This is a genomic window from Nesterenkonia haasae, from assembly GCF_010119385.1.
GTDB classification, from domain to species: domain Bacteria; phylum Actinomycetota; class Actinomycetes; order Actinomycetales; family Micrococcaceae; genus Nesterenkonia; species Nesterenkonia haasae.
The window spans coordinates 195,380-210,609 of the sequence record NZ_VFIE01000020.1 but is presented as its reverse complement, the minus strand read 5'-3'; the positions used below and the strand labels follow the sequence as shown (position 1 = coordinate 210,609).

The following is a 15,230-nucleotide window of genomic DNA, read 5'->3' as shown; positions in this document are numbered from 1 at the left end:
GCCCCAGGGTGAACGCAGTTGACGCGCTGCGAACACTTGCGCTGCTGGGAATCCTCAGTGTGAACATCTGGTTCTTCGCGCATCCGGACATGCTCACCACGGGGATGCGTGGAAACCCTGACGAGTCAGCAGCCGATCAGCTGGTGCGGTTCGGCGCGTCGCTGATCTTCGAGGGAAAGTCCTACGTCCTGTTCAGTTTCCTGTTTGGGCTGAGCTTTGTGTTCGCCTGGGCTCGCGCGTTTGAGTCCGGCTCCAGTGAGACACGACGTTCGGTCCGCCGCTTCACGGCGCTGATCGTGCTGGGCCTGCTGCACGGACTGTTCCTGTTCGCCGGGGACATCCTCCTCGCGTACGGCATCCTCGGTTTCCTACTGCTGGGGATGCGCAGGATCTCCACTAGGGCAGCTCTGCTGACCGCCGGGGTGATCTACACACTCATGGTGCTCGTGCTGGTGGTCCTGGGGATGGTCACGATGGCCCTGGAGGACACCATGGGACAGGCCATGCTGACCCTCGGAGAGTCTCAGGATGCGGTGGCCGCCTACACCGGGTCAGTCACCCAATGGTTCGCTTTCCAGGTGGCTGCCTATCCTGTGGCGTTGGTCTCGGTGCTGTTCGTCCAGGGACCGTTGGCGTTCGCTGCTTTCTTGGCAGGTCTCGTGGTCGGCCGGGCTCGATTGGTGGAGCGCATCGTCGCCGGAGAGTTCAGCACCAGAAGGCTGCTAAGCATCGGGCTGCCGACCCTCGGTGTGGGGTTAGCACTGAGCAGCATTGCCGCGCTCCTGACGTGGGGACAGCCCGGCAGGACCGATTACGAGCCCGGCCAGGGGGCTCAGCTGCTCGGTACCGCGGTGAACCTCGCTGCAGGTCCCATCCAGACCTTCGGATACATCGTTCTCCTCCTCGTACTCTTCCGGTCAGCCGAGAAACTCACGGTAGTCCTGGCCCCGGCCGGCCGTATGTCGTTGACCAACTATTTGGGTCAGTCGCTGATCATGCTCGTGCTGTTCTCTGGGGTGGGTTTCGGCCTCGGCGGCCAACTGTCCGAGGTGGCTGTGGGCGGCGTCGTTCTCGGAATATGGCTCACCCAGCTGGCACTGTCCCATCTGTGGTTCATGCGGTTCCAGCGCGGACCGGTGGAGATGCCTTTTCGTACATGGTCCTACAGGGGTACGTGAAGATCAGTCTGTGGGGTGATGTGCTCAGCCTGCCGGTGGAGAACACTGGTAGTCACCGGCCGGAAAACCGGTTGAGGTGAAAGACGCACGCCGGGAAGTGAGCGCGAAACATGATCACCGCAGAGAATCTGCACAAGAGGTACGGCTCGAAGACCGCAGTCGACGGCATCAGCTTTCAGCTGCAGCCCGGCAAGGTGACCGGGTTCCTGGGGCCCAATGGTTCCGGGAAGTCCACCACGATGCGCATGGCAGTTGGTTTGGACAGGCCGACCTCCGGTTCTGTCACCATCGATGGCAAGCCGTTCTCCCAGCACAAGGCACCGATGCGCACCGTGGGGGCAGTTCTGGACGCCGGTGCCACACACCCTGGCCGGACCGGGCGCGCCCATCTGAAGGTCCTGGCAGCCACGCACGGCATCAGCGCATCGCGCGTCCAACACGTCATCGAGTTGACCGGGCTAGGTGAGGCAGCCGGCAAACGCATTAAGGGCTACTCCCTGGGCATGAACCAGCGTCTCGGCATAGCCGCCGCGCTGCTGGGGGACCCAGCAGTACTCATATTTGATGAGCCGGTCAACGGACTCGACCCTGAGGGCGTGCGATGGGTACGCAGCCTGGCCCGCCAGATGGCTTCCGAGGGGCGCACAGTCTTTGTCTCATCCCATTTGATGAGCGAAATGTCCCAGACGGCGGATCACCTCATTGTGCTGGGCCGCGGCCGAATCATCGCTGATGCGCCCATCCATGAGCTCCTTGACTCCGGGGAGAAGCGTGTACTGGTCCGCACCGAACAGGCGGCAGACTTGGCGAACGCGCTGGTCGCCGAAGATGTGACTATCAGCCACATTGACGCAGAGACCCTGCAGGTCAGCGGGATGGATCCGCGCAGCATCGGCCGCCGCGCCCTGGAAGCTCGTGTGGTCGTTCATGAGCTCACCCCGCAGCTGACCACCTTGGAAGATCAATACATGAAACTCACCGGCGAACACGTCGAATACCGCTCCGGCGGAACCCTCGAGGAGGCTGCCCAGTGAACCCCCCACATGTGAATACAGCTACGGCGACCCCGCAGACCTTCACGATCGACGCCACCCTACCTGGGGTCAGCTTTCTTGGGGCGGCCCGTTCGGAGTTCGCCAAGCTCAAAGCGTTGCGCACCAGCTGGTGGCTCTCCATCATCACCGTCGGTCTGGGCGGCTTCATCGCCGGCGCCGTCGCTTTTTCATTCCAGCACTTCCTGGCCGATGATCCCTACTTCGGGGGCGGTGCCCTGCAGTTGGCAATGCAGGGCCAGACGGGCAGCTATTTCGCCATGATCTTCTTGGGGTCCCTGGGTGTCATTGCGATCACCACTGAGTACTCCAGTGGTGCCATCCGCTCCAGCCTCACCGCCGTCCCGCAGCGTACTCTGCTGCTCTCCGCTAAGGCATTGGCCCTGGCGGTATGGACTGCGGTGGTATCAGCCGTCCTGATTCTGCTCAGCCACCTGCTGACCAGTTTGATCGCCGAACCACTGAGCGTGGGAGACATCTTCGACGCCGAGATCGCCGGAGTCTACGCCGCGACGTGGGCCACGGTGGTGCTGACTTCACTGCTCGGGTTCGGCCTCGGTGCTCTGCTGCGCAGTTCGGCTGGCGGCATCGTGGTGCTGGCGGTCATCATGTTCGTGCTCCAGATCGTGCTCTCCATCCTCTACGGTGTCACCGACGGCGCAGCATGGGTGGAGACCTTGATGCAGGCCGAATACATGAGCTTGGTGGATAGCTTCACGAACCCAGAGGCTGGCGAATTCAGCATGGTTCCTGCCATAGAGACATGGCAGGCAGGTCTGGGCCTGTTGGCCTGGGTTGCGGTGCCCCTGACACTGGGCGCGCTGAGGTTCACTCGTCGCGACGCATGATGAGATAGGAGCATGACGACGTCGCCGCCTCCGGAGAACACCGTGTCAGGCGGCGGTGTTGTGCTCCCCTCCGCCACCGGGCCAGGGATGGAACCTGGGGGGCGCCCAGAACAGATTCCGGAAGTCTTCGATCGTTGGGACGAGCTCGGCCTGGTCCGTCGGCCGGGACTGCGAGGGTGGTTCCGACGACACCCGTGGTGCATGAATGCTGTGGTCGTGGGGGTGTACATCGTGTCTGCCCTATGGTTCTTCCCGATCACATTCGTCGATATGGGAGCAGATGCCTGGTGGCTGCTGCTCGGCTTCGGAGTCATTTCGGTGGCCCTGTGCTTCCGTCGGGCTCGCCCGATGACCGTATTGGTCCTGGTGGCGCTCTTCGAAGCCGCGATGCTGTTTCACTACCCCTGGCAGGGCTCCCAGATGGTGGGGCTCTGTTTCGCCACCTACGCGGTGGGCTACCACTATGGACTGAAATGGAGTTTGTTAGCTGCGCTGCCAGCGTGCGCCCTGGGGTACAGCACACTCTTAGTCGCTGATGTCTGGCTGACCCGCTACGGTGGCGGATTCTGGGCGGACTACTACTCAACGCAAGGACTCGGGTCCTTTGAGGCCCTGGTAGTGATCGCAGTGATGATGTTCTTCTTCGTGGGGATTTCCGCCGGGATCGGCGCGGCGGTGCGGCGCGGGCATCGCCACGAGCGCGAAATCCTCGATTGGGCCAGAAAGTCCCATCAGTTGGCTCAGTTGGGCGAGCGTAACCGGATCGCACGGGAGATGCATGACGTAGTGGCTCATTCGCTCTCCGTCATGGTTTCGTTGGCTGATGGCGCCCGGGTGGTTGCCAAAAAGAACCCCGAACGCGCCGCTGAAGTCATAGGAGAAGTCTCCGCGACCGGGCGCGGCGCTTTGGCCGATATGCGCCGAGTCATTGGTGTGCTGCGCAAAGGTGAGGCGCCAGATACGGCCCGCCGTCCGATCACCGAGTCTCTGGATAGCCTGTATGAGAGTTTTCGGCAGGCCGGGCTGCCGCTCCACGTGGAGCAGTCAGGTCCTCCGCTGCCGGATGACGCGGCATTTGGGTTGACTGTCCACCGCATCATCCAAGAGTCGCTGACGAACGTTCTGAGGTATGCCCGCGGGGTCAACCGGGTGGGGGTCGCTATCGAACATGTCATGGCCACGGAGGATGAGGACTGTGACCGCCTGAGTGAACAGGGTTTCTCCGCTAAGGAGCAGCGGGCGTTGGGGTTGATCGGGGAGGAGCAGGTGATCATCACGATCACCGATGATGGTATTCCGCCAGCTCCGGGGACCAGACGTGAGTCGATAGGGTCCCAACTGGGTATCCAGGGAATGCAGGAGCGGGCAAGCTTTTACAACGGTTCGGTCTATGCCGGGCCAGGCAAGCACCGGGGTTGGATGGTGCGCGCGGTGCTGGAACCTCCAGCGGCCGGGAAGAAGGGGACGGGATGAGCGAGACGATCAAGGTCATGCTGGTGGACGATCAGCACCTGCTGCGTATGGGCTTCAAGCTCATCCTGGAGGGAGAGGATGATCTCCAGATAGTGGCTGAAGCGGGGGACGGGCAGGAAGCTCTAGAGGCCCTCGACGCCCTGGGTCAGGAGCGTCCGGACGTAGTGCTGATGGATGTGCGGATGCCACGTATGGACGGCATTGAGGCCACGGAGCGGATCGTGGAGCGCTTCGGTGAGGTCAGAGTCATCATCCTGACGACCTTCGACCTCGACGAGTACGCCTTCTCCGGACTGCAGGCGGGTGCCAGTGCGTTCTTGCTGAAGGATGTGGAGCCGGAGGACCTGGTGGACGCGGTCCGTGTGGTCGCCTCCGGGGATGCCGTGGTCGCTCCACGCATTACGCGGCGCCTATTGGAAATGTACGTGCGTCAGTCACAATCTCCGTCCCAGACCGGCCCCTCCTCTGAGCACGGCAGGACATCCACTGATCCGGCGCATCGCCCCGCCGGTCAACGTCCCACGGCGAGTGCTGACATAACCCGTTCAGGCTCAGCCTCCGCAGGTGTCAGCGGTTCACCCACGGGGCACCAGATCGCCACTGCGCTGGACGACGGCGTGATCCGCGAACCGCTGACTGCCCGCGAAGCCGAAATGCTCTTCGCCGTGGCCGAAGGTCTGTCGAATGCGGAGATCGCTGAGCGCTTTTTCCTGTCCGAAGCGACAGTGAAGACCCATGTGCGCCGCATCCTCAACAAACTTCAGCTGCGCGACCGAGTCCAGGCCGTGGTCTACGTCTACCAATCTGGTCTTATCGGATGAGCTCAGCCGTAGGATGGGAAGAATGATGTCAGCACCCTCAGTACTGAGCACCGATGAGCTCATCGAAGACCTCAGCAGTTTCGTCACAGAGTCACCCTCGTCGTACCACGCCGCAGCGGTGACCGCCCAGCGGCTGGTAGAGGCGGGATTCACCCACCTTGGTGAGCACCAGGATTGGCCTGTTGAGCCCGGAAAATACGTCGTGGTTCGCGACGGTGCGGTCTTGGCCTGGATCCTGCCAGCGGGAGCAGGTCCGACGACGCCGCTGCGCGTGCTCGGTGCCCACACCGACTCACCTGGGTTCAAACTCAAGCCAAAGTCCACAGTCGTCAGACAGGGTTGGGTTCAAGCAGGGGTGGAGATCTACGGCGGACCATTGCTGAACTCGTGGCTGGACCGTGAGTTGCGACTAGCAGGCCGAATCGTCACCCGGGACGGAGCTACCCACCTGGTTGCCACCGGACCAGTGGCGCGCATTCCTCAGCTGGCTATCCATCTGGACCGCCAAGTCAACAATGATGGCGTGAAGTTAGGTAAGCAACAGCAGACCATGCCGATCCTGGCCGTAGCTGGATCCCCGGACGCCGCCGCCGAAGCCGACGTGCTGAATGTTGTCAGCCGTTCCGCCGGGGTCGGGGCAGAGCAGGTGGACGGTTACGACGTCGTCATCGCTGATGCACAGGCCCCAGCCCGTTTCGGGCCCAAGAGGGAGTTCCTAGCCTCAGGCAGGCTGGACAACCTCTCCTCGGTCCATGCCGGCCTCCAGGCACTGCTGGCTGCTGACTCCTCAGCCGGGATGATTCCGATGCTGGCCGCTTTTGATCATGAGGAGCTAGGCTCAGCCTCCCGGTCAGGGGCTGCTGGGCCATTTTTGGAGGAAGTCCTGGACCGCATTTATGAAGGCTTAGAGGCGACAGTGTCCCAGCGCGCCCAGGCATACGCGGGTTCTTGGCATCTGAGCGTCGACGCCGGGCATGCGGTGCACCCCAACTATTCCGAGCGCCACGATCCGGCGAACCGGCCGCTACCCAATGCCGGTCCGTTGCTGAAGATCAACGCCAATCAGCGCTACACCACGGACGCGCCGGGGGCGGCCATGTGGGCACAGGTGTGCCGAGCCGCAGGGGTGCCCAGCCAGGAGTTCGTGTCCAATAACGACATTCCCTGCGGCTCAACAATCGGACCCATCACCGCCACCCGGCTGGGTATACGAACTGTGGACGTTGGTATCCCGCTGCTGAGTATGCATTCAGCACGAGAGATGTGTGGAGTTGAAGACATCGCACACCTCCGGGACGCCGCCACAGCTTTCTTCACCCAGGACCTCAGCGTCTGAACAGCTCGTTCGTACTCGCCCTGGATCTGGGGTAATATGGGCCAGTCTGTGCTGACTACTGTCGGCGCGGCACACCACGCAAAGAACCTCCTGTTACGGAAATCCCGTGACCGCAAGACCGAAGGAGGTGGGTTCATAATGCGTCATTACGAATTAATGGTGCTGGTCGACCCTGAGGTCGACGAGCGCACCGTAGAGCCCACACTGGGCAAGTACATGGAACTGATCAAGAAAGATGGCGGAACCGTCGACGAAGTCGACATCTGGGGACGCCGTCAGCTGACTTTCGAGATTCAGAAGAAGACCGAGGCAATCTACGCCGTCGTGAACTTCCACTCCACTCCCGACTCAGCCAAAGAGCTGGACCGTCTGCTGCGGTTGAATGAGACCATTCTGCGCACCAAGATCATCCGCCCGGAAGAGTTCAAGGTCGCCTAATACAGGCATTTGGGCCCAGAATATTTGGTACACGAACTACTGAGAAGAGGTACACCACATGGCCTATAACGAAACTGTCATCACCGTCGTCGGAAACCTGACAGCTGATCCAGAACTCCGGTTCACCCCATCCGGGGCACCGGTGACGAACTTTGTCATCGCTTCCACACCCCGCTACTTCGACCGCCAGGCCAATGAGTACAAGGACGCAGAAACACTCTTCGTTCGCTGCTCACTCTGGCGTGAAGCCGCGGAAAACGTGTGCGAATCGCTGACAAAAGGCACTCGCGTTGTTGCTCAAGGCCGTCTCAAAGCTCGCAGCTTTGAGGACAAAGAGGGTAACAACCGGACCAGCTGGGAACTCGACGTCGACGAGATCGGCGCTTCGTTGCGATATGCCACTGCCAAGATCGAACGTCAGGCGCCCCGTCAGGGCGGTGGCGGTTTCGGTGGCAACCAGGGCGGTGGCAATCCGGGCGGTGGATTCGGAGGCGGCCAGCAACCTGGCGGATTCGGCGGAGGCGCGCCCAACAGCGGCGGCCAACACTCGGATCCCTGGGGCGGACAGCCCTCTCAGGGCGGCGGCTGGGATGCCGGCGGCAACGACGAACCCCCGTTCTAACGCTTCACTACTGACAACTATTCACCATCCCGCGTAAGAGCGCGGGCTCCCCATCATGAAAAGGAGCACCACGATGGCAAAGGCTGAAATCACCAAGAAGCCAAAGCCCAAGGCGAACCCGCTGAAGGCTGCTGACATCAAGGTCATTGACTACAAGGACACCGCACTGCTTCGGAAGTTCATTTCCGACCGTGGCAAGATCCGCGCCCGCCGTGTGACCGGAGTTTCGGTCCAGGAGCAGCGCAAGATCGCCCAGGCGATCAAGAATGCCCGCGAAATGGCTCTGTTGCCGTACTCCGGCGCTGGCCGCGGCTGATTACTGAGGAAGGAAAGGAACTACTGATATGTCGAAGCTCATCCTGACTCAGGAAGTCACCGGCCTCGGTGCCCCCGGCGATGTCGTCGAGGTCAAAGACGGTTATGCCCGCAACTACCTGTTGCCCCGTGGCTACGCGCTGACGTGGACAAAAGGCGGCGAAAAGGACGTAGAGCGCATTCGTCAGGCCCGTAAGGCCCGCGAAATCGCAACTGTCGAAGAGGCTCAGTCCATCGCTGAGAAACTGCAGGCACAGACCGTACAGGTCGGTGTGAAGACCGGCGAGTCCGGCCGCCTGTTCGGTACGGTCGGCGCAGCCCAGATTGCAGAGGCCGTTCAGGCCGCAGGTCTGGGAAGCATCGACCGGCGCACTGTCGAGCTGCCTGAGCGAATCAAAGCTGTAGGTCACTACACCGCGACTGTAAAGCTGCACGCCGAGGTCTCAGCGACCATCGACCTGCAGGTGGTCCCGGCCAAGTAAGCACCACAGGCCGAGAGAAAGGGCCGCGTTGCATCCCCTCAAGGATGCAACGCGGCCCTTTCTTATGCCCGGATCAGAACGAGTGCGGCGAACGTCTGCGTTAATCGCCGCGACGCTAATGACGCAGTGCGATGCACAGACGACCAGAACCAGGTGACACGCCTTGACCCGTCTACCGCCTATACGTCCCTTGAAGAGGCATCCACGGGCTCGTTAGGAGGCAAGGGTGTCCTGTGCTTCCACGTTGCCGCCGGGAACGGGGTCCAAGCCCGCCTTACGGCGATCACAGAGAAGTTGGTGGGTGGGTGCCGCAGGGGTGCCCTCGGGAGCGCGGGCGGCGACTTCCTTGCGCAGGACGGGAACGACCTCCTCACCCAGTATCTCAATCTGCTCGAGCACGGTCTCCAGTGGTAGTCCCGCATGATCGATCAGGAACAGCTGACGCTGATAGTCCCCGGCATAATCTCGGAAGCTCAGCGTCTTCTCAATGACCTGCTCAGGACTGCCCACTGTCAGCGGGGTCATGTCCGTAAAGTCCTCTAGTGAAGGGCCGCCGCCGTAAACCGGGGCGCGATCGAAATACGGTCTGAATTCGCGCACTGCATCCTGGGAATTCGGGCGCATGAACACCTGACCACCCAAGCCTACGATGGCCTGCTCAGGGCTGCCATGGCCGTAGTGGGCGTAGCGCTCGCGGTAGATATCCACCATGCGGCCGGTGTGCTCTTTGTTCCAGAAAATGTTGTTGTGGAAGAACCCATCACCGTAGTAGGCAGCTTGTTCCGCGATCTCCGGTGACCGGATCGATCCATGCCAGATGAACGGTGGTGTGCCGTCGAGGGGCCGAGGAGTTGCTGTGAAGTTTTGCAGTGGCGTGCGAAACCGGCCTTTCCACTCCACCTCTTCTTCTCTCCAGAGTCGGTGGAGCAGGGCGTAATTCTCCACGGCTAAGGGGACTCCGGTGCGAATGTCCTTACCGAACCAGGGATAGACCGGGCCAGTGTTCCCACGCCCAAGCGTGAGATCGATCCGGCCGTCACTGAGGTGTTGGACATAGGCGTAGTCCTCAGCGATACGCACTGGATCCGTTGTGGTGATGAGAGTGGTGGCGGTGGAGAGCAGCAGACGCTCAGTCTGCGCGGCGATGTGTGCCATGAAGATCGGGGGGTTGGCCGGTGCCACAAACGGGGGGTTGTGGTGTTGGCCAATGGCGAAGACATCGAGTCCTACTTCTTCGGCCTTCCTAGCGATGGCCACAGTGGACTTGATGCGTTGGTTTTCGGTAGGTACGCGTCCGGTGGTGGGATCCGGAGTGATGTCACCGATGGAGAAGATGCCGAACTGCATAGCGCTCCTGCACAAAGTAGGGAGAAAAAGACGACGAAAAACGTGTACATTCCAAGAGTACTTCAAATTTGAAAGAATATGGTCACGGATGACAGGACCCATGGTCGAGTGGGTCGATACATGCCAAACAGCCTGTGGAGATTCTGTGGAAAACAACACACTCGGGGTGGCTATACACCCAACTTGGGGTGAACGGCAAGTGCCCGGCGCGGCAAAAAAAGAGCCCAGAAAAACTTTTAACTCACAGCGTGTCGCTACATCACGCCTAGTCAGCGGGATATGTGACAGATGTCTACAGCTTTATCCACAGCTTTCCCTCAGGTTGTACACACGACACGCCGCGCAGTCCACATTCTATCCACAGGCTCCTGTCTATGACCTATTGCCCGGGGGCGTTTGTGGGCCTACAGTGTCAATCGTCCCTCTTCGCCTTTTTGAAGACCTCAGGCCCCTTCCAGAGGATAGTTTTGAGGTTTTCAGGTAGCGCGTGGGCTTGTGTGTACTGGCACATGGCGTGGATATTGGCCGATAGAAGTCGGCGTGCATCCGCGCGGGAGCTCTCCCCGCTTCTTTTGTGGCGGACGGAGTGAACAGGACAAGCGCGCCCCAGAGCGGGGGCGTTCGCGGTTGGCCTGGGATCTCTCAGGGGACGAACTGCAGATCGGATCGCCGAATCTAGGCAAAGGGAAGGGGATCACGGCCCTGTTGCCGTGATCCTGCCGAGGACCCCAAGCGGGCCGATTCGGCGATCCGGTCACTCTCCGCAGCTGCTTAGTCAGCGCCGATGACGCTCTACGAAAGCTGCGACGCGGTTGGGCCAGGTTGCTAGGTCTTCCGGGGTTTCCGCAATCGACAACTGTGACTGGCCGTGCAGTCGGTTCAGCTTTTCGGCCGTCGATACCGGATGTGCGTGGTCGTCTACCCACGCCAGAATCTGAATCGGTACCTCCAGCTGGGCTACCTCCTCCGCACCCGGCAGATCCGTCATAGCGGCTCCGCGGAGAATAGAGGGCAGGAGTTCCTGGCTCACGGCTGGAACGCGCTCGCGTGGGCGGTCCGCCAAGGCAGGGGGTGGAAGCATGGACTCGCCCATACGCACGAAAGCCCCAATGCCATGTTCTTCGACGAGTTCGGCCGAGCGCAGGTACTGGTCGGTCTGCGCCATGCGGGTCGCCCAGGCGGTGGGGGGCACCAGGAGGCTGAGTGAGGCGAACCTCTGTGGATCCTTCAACGCCGCACAGATCTGGGTGGCGGCACCCATTGAGGGCCCGCCCGTATGTACTTGCTCTCCCGGGGCAATGGCATCGAGCAGTTCCAGCAAGTCGTCTGCCAGCTGGGACCAAAGATAGTCCTGCGGGACGGCTCTGCCTGTGGAGGAACCATGGCCGCGGGAGTCATAGCGCAGTATTCGGAAGCCATCTAGCTGACCTGTGACATCTAGGCCAGCACGATGCTCCCGCCACGCTGAGGAGGTCAGCCCGTGCATTTGGACGAAGAGCGGACCAGAGTCCGGACCCTCCACCTCATAGGCGAGTTTGGCTCCTGCTGTTTGGAACATAGCCACTGCGGTGTTCGTCACCTTCTTGTGCTGGTACCGGTTGTCCCGGCACGTCTAAGTCTCCAGATGAATATTAACTGAGAGTTTCCGCAGCGACACACCGGCGATGCCGCACCCGTCTACACTACGCGTATGAGGCTGACCAATGTCTCGCAGATGCAGGTGCAGCCCGGCAGGGTCTACAGCTACTCCATCCGCGCAGAGATGACTGAATCCCCAGATGCTGAACGCCTTCCGGTGTCTTTTGACCAGGACCGGCATGTCAGTTTCGGTTCACGCCCCGGTTCGTGGATGGCAGTGAGCTTCTCCCTTCCTGTTCAGGCAGATCGCGAGATCATCGCGCAGGCGTGGATTGAAGTCATCCAGCGCCATGGAACCCTGTGCAGCGTGTTCGCCTGGGAGGAGGATGGCCAAGGCGGTGACACGGACCTGACTCTTAACGCAGTAACGGTGTCTCCGGGGGAGTGGGAACAGCTGGGTGAGGGCTCCGTCCTCACTCCACCTGCGGTGCGGACGGTGTTGCGCGAACACTTTGACCTCGTGTGCCGATCCTTGGAGGCGCCCTCCTACCGGTTGTGCGTGATTGAGGATGAGGCCGGGACGGAAACTCCGCAGGTGATCATCGGTTCCGATCATGCTCACGTGGATGCGTGGAGTCTGCTGGTGGTGACCCGGGATCTCGCCACATGTGTCCAGGATTTGCTCAACGAACGCGAACCAGGCGCAGATCTGCCGGTTGCTGAGTCCTTCGCGGCCCATACACAGGCCCTAGAGGAGCAACCGGCTCCGCCGAAGGAAGTGGTTCAGCGGTGGAGTGACATTCTGGACGCCGGGGGCAATTCAATGCCGCGGTTCCCGCTGGATCTGGGTGATGTATCTGAGCCGGTGGGGGAGTTTGTTGAGATTCGTGATGTGTTCGACGCCGACGAGCTCGCACAGGTCGAGGCCCACGCCGCAGCGCATAAGGTACGTCTCATTGCAGTGGCAGTCTCGGTGATGACCCGGCTGGCTGCGGAGCTCTCCGGAGGTCCGCTGCGTGCGGTGTTCCCTGTCCATTCCCGGCATGAGGCTCGCTGGTTCAACTCTGTCGGCTGGTTCATCACCAATTCTGTGCTCGAAAGCCACGACGACGACTACCTGGCCTGTTACGGCGCGGTGAAGGAAGCGATCCGGCTCGGTTCCTATCCACTGGCTCCGATTATGCGCCCCTACGGCGGTATGCCTCAGGATCCGGGGATGTTCGCCATGTCATGGTTGGATCATCGGAAGCTGCCGGTCAACGTCGATGACGAACTCAACCCACAGCATGTTTCGGCCGTGATCCGAACAGACGGGGTGATGATCTGGTTCGTCATCAACCACACCGGCATGCATTTGCGCTGCCGATACCCGGATACTCGTCAGGCGAGGCGTTCTATGCGCACCTGGCTTGCCGGTTTGGTCTATGGGCTGCGAACCCCCTTAGAGCATGAGGCGCTGCGGGCAATCAATGCCGGATCGGGGCACTGAGAACGCAGTACGGCGTCGTAGTGTGTTGTCCGCTTCAGCCGGTAGAGTGGGAGCTCGCGTCAATCCCACAAGGTGTCTGAGGAGTGTGTCTGCGTGAGTGTGGAGACCTACAACCCCAGCACTGGTGCTGGTGCTGAATCACGCACTCCCCCACAGGATATGGTGGCTGAGCAGTCGGTGCTGGGCGGCATGATGCTGTCCAAGGACGCGATCGCCGATGTGGTGGAAGTCGTCCGCGGAGGTGACTTCTACCGGCCGGCGCACGAGATGATCTTTGAGGCAATCATCGATCTCTATGGCCGCGGTGAACCGGCAGATGTGGTCACCATCTCTGATCAGCTCACCAAGACCCAGCAGCTGCAGCGGATTGGCGGCCCCGCATATCTGCACAATCTGGCTCAGGCTGTTCCGACTGCGGCCAACGCCGCCTTCTACGCTGACATCGTTCGTGAACGTGCGATTCTGCGCCGCTTGGTTGAAGCGGGCACCAAGATCGTGCAGTTGGGGCACACCTCCGACGGCGAGGTCGATGCCATTGTCAACGAGGCCCAGGCAGAGATCTACAATGTGGCGGAAAACCGGCAGACTGCTGACTACTCGCGACTTTCTGAGGTCCTGGCCCCGACTATTGAAGAGATCGAGGTCAATGCTGCCAACGATGGCACACTGTCCGGCATCCCGACTGGCTTCCGTGACTTGGACGAACTTACGCACGGCTTCCACGGTGGCCAGCTAATTGTCATCGCTGCCCGTCCCGCGATGGGGAAATCGGTTTTGGCGTTGGACTTTTCCCGTTCTGCGGCTGTCAATCACCGGATGACGACGGCGTTTTTCTCACTGGAGATGAGCAAAGTTGAGTTGACAATGCGTTTGTTGGCGGCAGAGTCTCAAGTGCTCTTCGGGGATTTGCGTAAGGGCTCAAGCTTGAAGGACCAGGATTGGGAGAAGATGGCCCGAGCTATGGACAAACTGGAGCAGGCTCCGTTGTTCATTGACGATGCGCCGAACCTGACGCTGATGGAAATCCGGGCCAAGTGCCGCCGGTTGAAGCAGCGCGAAAATCTGAAACTGGTGGTGGTGGACTACTTGCAGCTGCTGATGTCTGGAAAACGCGTAGAGTCCCGCCAACAGGAGGTCAGTGAGTTCTCCCGCACGTTGAAGCTGCTGGCCAAGGAGCTCGACGTGCCGATCATTGCGTTGTCACAGCTGAACCGTGGATCTGAGCAGCGACCCGATAAGAAACCACAGGTTTCTGATCTGCGCGAATCCGGTGCCATTGAGCAGGATGCCGATATGGTCATGTTGCTGCACCGGCCCGAGGTCTACGACAAAGAGACGGAGCGGGCTGGTGAGGCCGACATTATCGTCGCGAAGAACCGTAACGGCCCCACCAGAGATCTCACTGTGGCGTTCCAAGGCCACTTCCAGCGGTTCCGCGATATGGCCCGGGATTTCTGAGCTGTGACCCCTGATTTGGGTATGTGTCGCCACCAGAGCGCAGCGTGAGTCTGCGCTAGCTGATTCCGTAGGGGGTAAGAACCCCGATGATCTGTTCCAGGAAGAAGAACCCCGCGACTGAGTAGAGCGCCCCTGTCCACAGCCCTTGTGTGAGGCTGAACCAGAAGCGCCCGGTGGCGACCAACAGACCGAACGTCACAGGCAGGCAGGCCATCCCGAACCCAGCGACAAGGAGCCAGAGGCCGATGAACTCGGCATTGGCGATCATGAAGACACCCACTCCGATCGTCCAGACCATCGTGGGTTCGAACAGGAGGGCCGCAATCACTAACCCCGTGATCACAGCCCAGAGATAGCGGGCCGCCTGAAGAGAGTAGCGCGTAACCGTCCGCGGCTTGGAACCGGATGCGGGGGCAGTGGTTCTCTTGGGATGAGTCTTTCGGCTGCGGGCGGCTGTGGATTTGCCCGAACGCAAGGTGGAGGGCTTCTTTTTCCTACTCATTCTCCGATAAGACTATCGGGAGGTGGGGAGGTCTCGATCCTCAGCTCGGGCCGACTCAGAGTTCGTTGAGGTAGGGAAGCATGAGGATCAGTAGCATCAGAGAGATTCCGATGATGAGTGTGCCAGTGACTACCCTGTTGGATGCGGCGTGCCCGAGATTATCGGAATCATCGCGATGCGGACCCCGGTCTTCGCTGGACTTTTCGCGGCGGACAAGCCGGAGTCCGAAGCCCGTATGGCCTTCATCCTGCTGTTGTGACGTCATGGTCACCTCGCTGCATGCGAATAGGC

16 protein-coding genes are annotated in these 15,230 nt (G+C 60.8%); 12 read left to right on the top strand and 4 right to left on the bottom strand.

The window, feature by feature from the left end; translation table 11 throughout:
- The first annotated feature begins 8 nt into the window (after positions 1–8).
- From FH975_RS16950 to rplI, 10 genes are all read left to right on the top strand, one after another.
- A complete protein-coding gene (locus FH975_RS16950; protein WP_162321167.1) occupies positions 9–1,178 on the top strand; it encodes a DUF418 domain-containing protein in 1,170 nt (389 codons plus the stop codon).
- Positions 1,179–1,288: 110 nt separating this feature from the next.
- Entirely contained in the window at positions 1,289–2,212 is a 924-nt protein-coding gene (locus tag FH975_RS09550) for an ABC transporter ATP-binding protein (RefSeq protein WP_162321166.1), read from the top strand.
- Positions 2,209–3,078: an ABC transporter permease subunit gene (locus FH975_RS09545; RefSeq protein ID WP_162321165.1), complete on the top strand. Its 870-nt coding sequence runs from the start codon at positions 2,209–2,211 to the stop codon at positions 3,076–3,078. Before FH975_RS09550 ends, FH975_RS09545 begins: the two co-directional genes overlap by 4 nt.
- A 12-nt stretch (positions 3,079–3,090) precedes the next feature.
- Entirely contained in the window at positions 3,091–4,551 is a 1,461-nt protein-coding gene (locus tag FH975_RS09540) for a sensor histidine kinase (RefSeq protein WP_162321164.1), read from the top strand.
- The gene (locus tag FH975_RS09535) at positions 4,548–5,372 is read left to right on the top strand and encodes a response regulator transcription factor (protein WP_162321163.1); all 825 of its coding nucleotides are present in this window, start codon (positions 4,548–4,550) and stop codon (positions 5,370–5,372) included. Before FH975_RS09540 ends, FH975_RS09535 begins: the two co-directional genes overlap by 4 nt.
- Positions 5,373–5,394: 22 nt before the next feature.
- Complete coding sequence (locus FH975_RS09530) at positions 5,395–6,708, top strand: M18 family aminopeptidase (protein WP_407938630.1); 1,314 nt, start codon at positions 5,395–5,397, stop codon at positions 6,706–6,708.
- A gap of 138 nt (positions 6,709–6,846) precedes the next feature.
- Positions 6,847–7,146, top strand: a complete 300-nt coding sequence (rpsF, locus tag FH975_RS09525) for a 30S ribosomal protein S6 (protein ID WP_138253535.1) — start codon at positions 6,847–6,849, stop codon at positions 7,144–7,146.
- Between the two features lie 58 nt (positions 7,147–7,204).
- Positions 7,205–7,768 carry a single-stranded DNA-binding protein gene (locus FH975_RS09520; RefSeq protein WP_153077802.1) on the top strand — a complete coding sequence of 188 codons (564 nt, stop codon included), beginning with the start codon at positions 7,205–7,207 and terminating at the stop codon, positions 7,766–7,768.
- Positions 7,769–7,841: 73 nt separating this feature from the next.
- A complete protein-coding gene (rpsR, locus tag FH975_RS09515; RefSeq protein ID WP_119901469.1) occupies positions 7,842–8,084 on the top strand; it encodes a 30S ribosomal protein S18 in 243 nt (80 codons plus the stop codon).
- A gap of 28 nt (positions 8,085–8,112) precedes the next feature.
- Positions 8,113–8,565 carry a 50S ribosomal protein L9 gene (gene rplI, locus FH975_RS09510; protein WP_153077803.1) on the top strand — a complete coding sequence of 151 codons (453 nt, stop codon included), beginning with the start codon at positions 8,113–8,115 and terminating at the stop codon, positions 8,563–8,565.
- A 213-nt stretch (positions 8,566–8,778) separates the two neighbouring features.
- Here rplI and FH975_RS09505 read toward each other — a convergent pair whose 3' ends face one another.
- Positions 8,779–9,912 carry an LLM class flavin-dependent oxidoreductase gene (locus FH975_RS09505; RefSeq protein WP_162321162.1) on the bottom strand — a complete coding sequence of 378 codons (1,134 nt, stop codon included), beginning with the start codon at positions 9,910–9,912 and terminating at the stop codon, positions 8,779–8,781.
- 775 nt (positions 9,913–10,687) lie between these two features.
- Complete coding sequence (locus FH975_RS09500; protein WP_328821848.1) at positions 10,688–11,491, bottom strand: alpha/beta fold hydrolase; 804 nt, start codon at positions 11,489–11,491, stop codon at positions 10,688–10,690.
- Positions 11,492–11,602: 111 nt separating this feature from the next.
- On the opposite strand from FH975_RS09500, the gene FH975_RS09495 reads away from it, so the two are divergent.
- Positions 11,603–12,979 (top strand): condensation domain-containing protein, encoded by a 1,377-nt coding sequence (locus FH975_RS09495; RefSeq protein WP_153077805.1) that lies wholly within the window; start codon positions 11,603–11,605, stop codon positions 12,977–12,979.
- 93 nt (positions 12,980–13,072) lie between these two features.
- A complete protein-coding gene (dnaB, locus tag FH975_RS09490; RefSeq protein ID WP_407938629.1) occupies positions 13,073–14,437 on the top strand; it encodes a replicative DNA helicase in 1,365 nt (454 codons plus the stop codon).
- 55 nt (positions 14,438–14,492) lie between these two features.
- Here dnaB and FH975_RS09485 read toward each other — a convergent pair whose 3' ends face one another.
- Positions 14,493–14,939 (bottom strand): hypothetical protein, encoded by a 447-nt coding sequence (locus FH975_RS09485; RefSeq protein WP_162321161.1) that lies wholly within the window; start codon positions 14,937–14,939, stop codon positions 14,493–14,495.
- A 55-nt stretch (positions 14,940–14,994) separates the two neighbouring features.
- Positions 14,995–15,204 (bottom strand): hypothetical protein, encoded by a 210-nt coding sequence (locus tag FH975_RS09480; RefSeq protein ID WP_162321160.1) that lies wholly within the window; start codon positions 15,202–15,204, stop codon positions 14,995–14,997.
- Positions 15,205–15,230 lie beyond the last annotated feature (26 nt).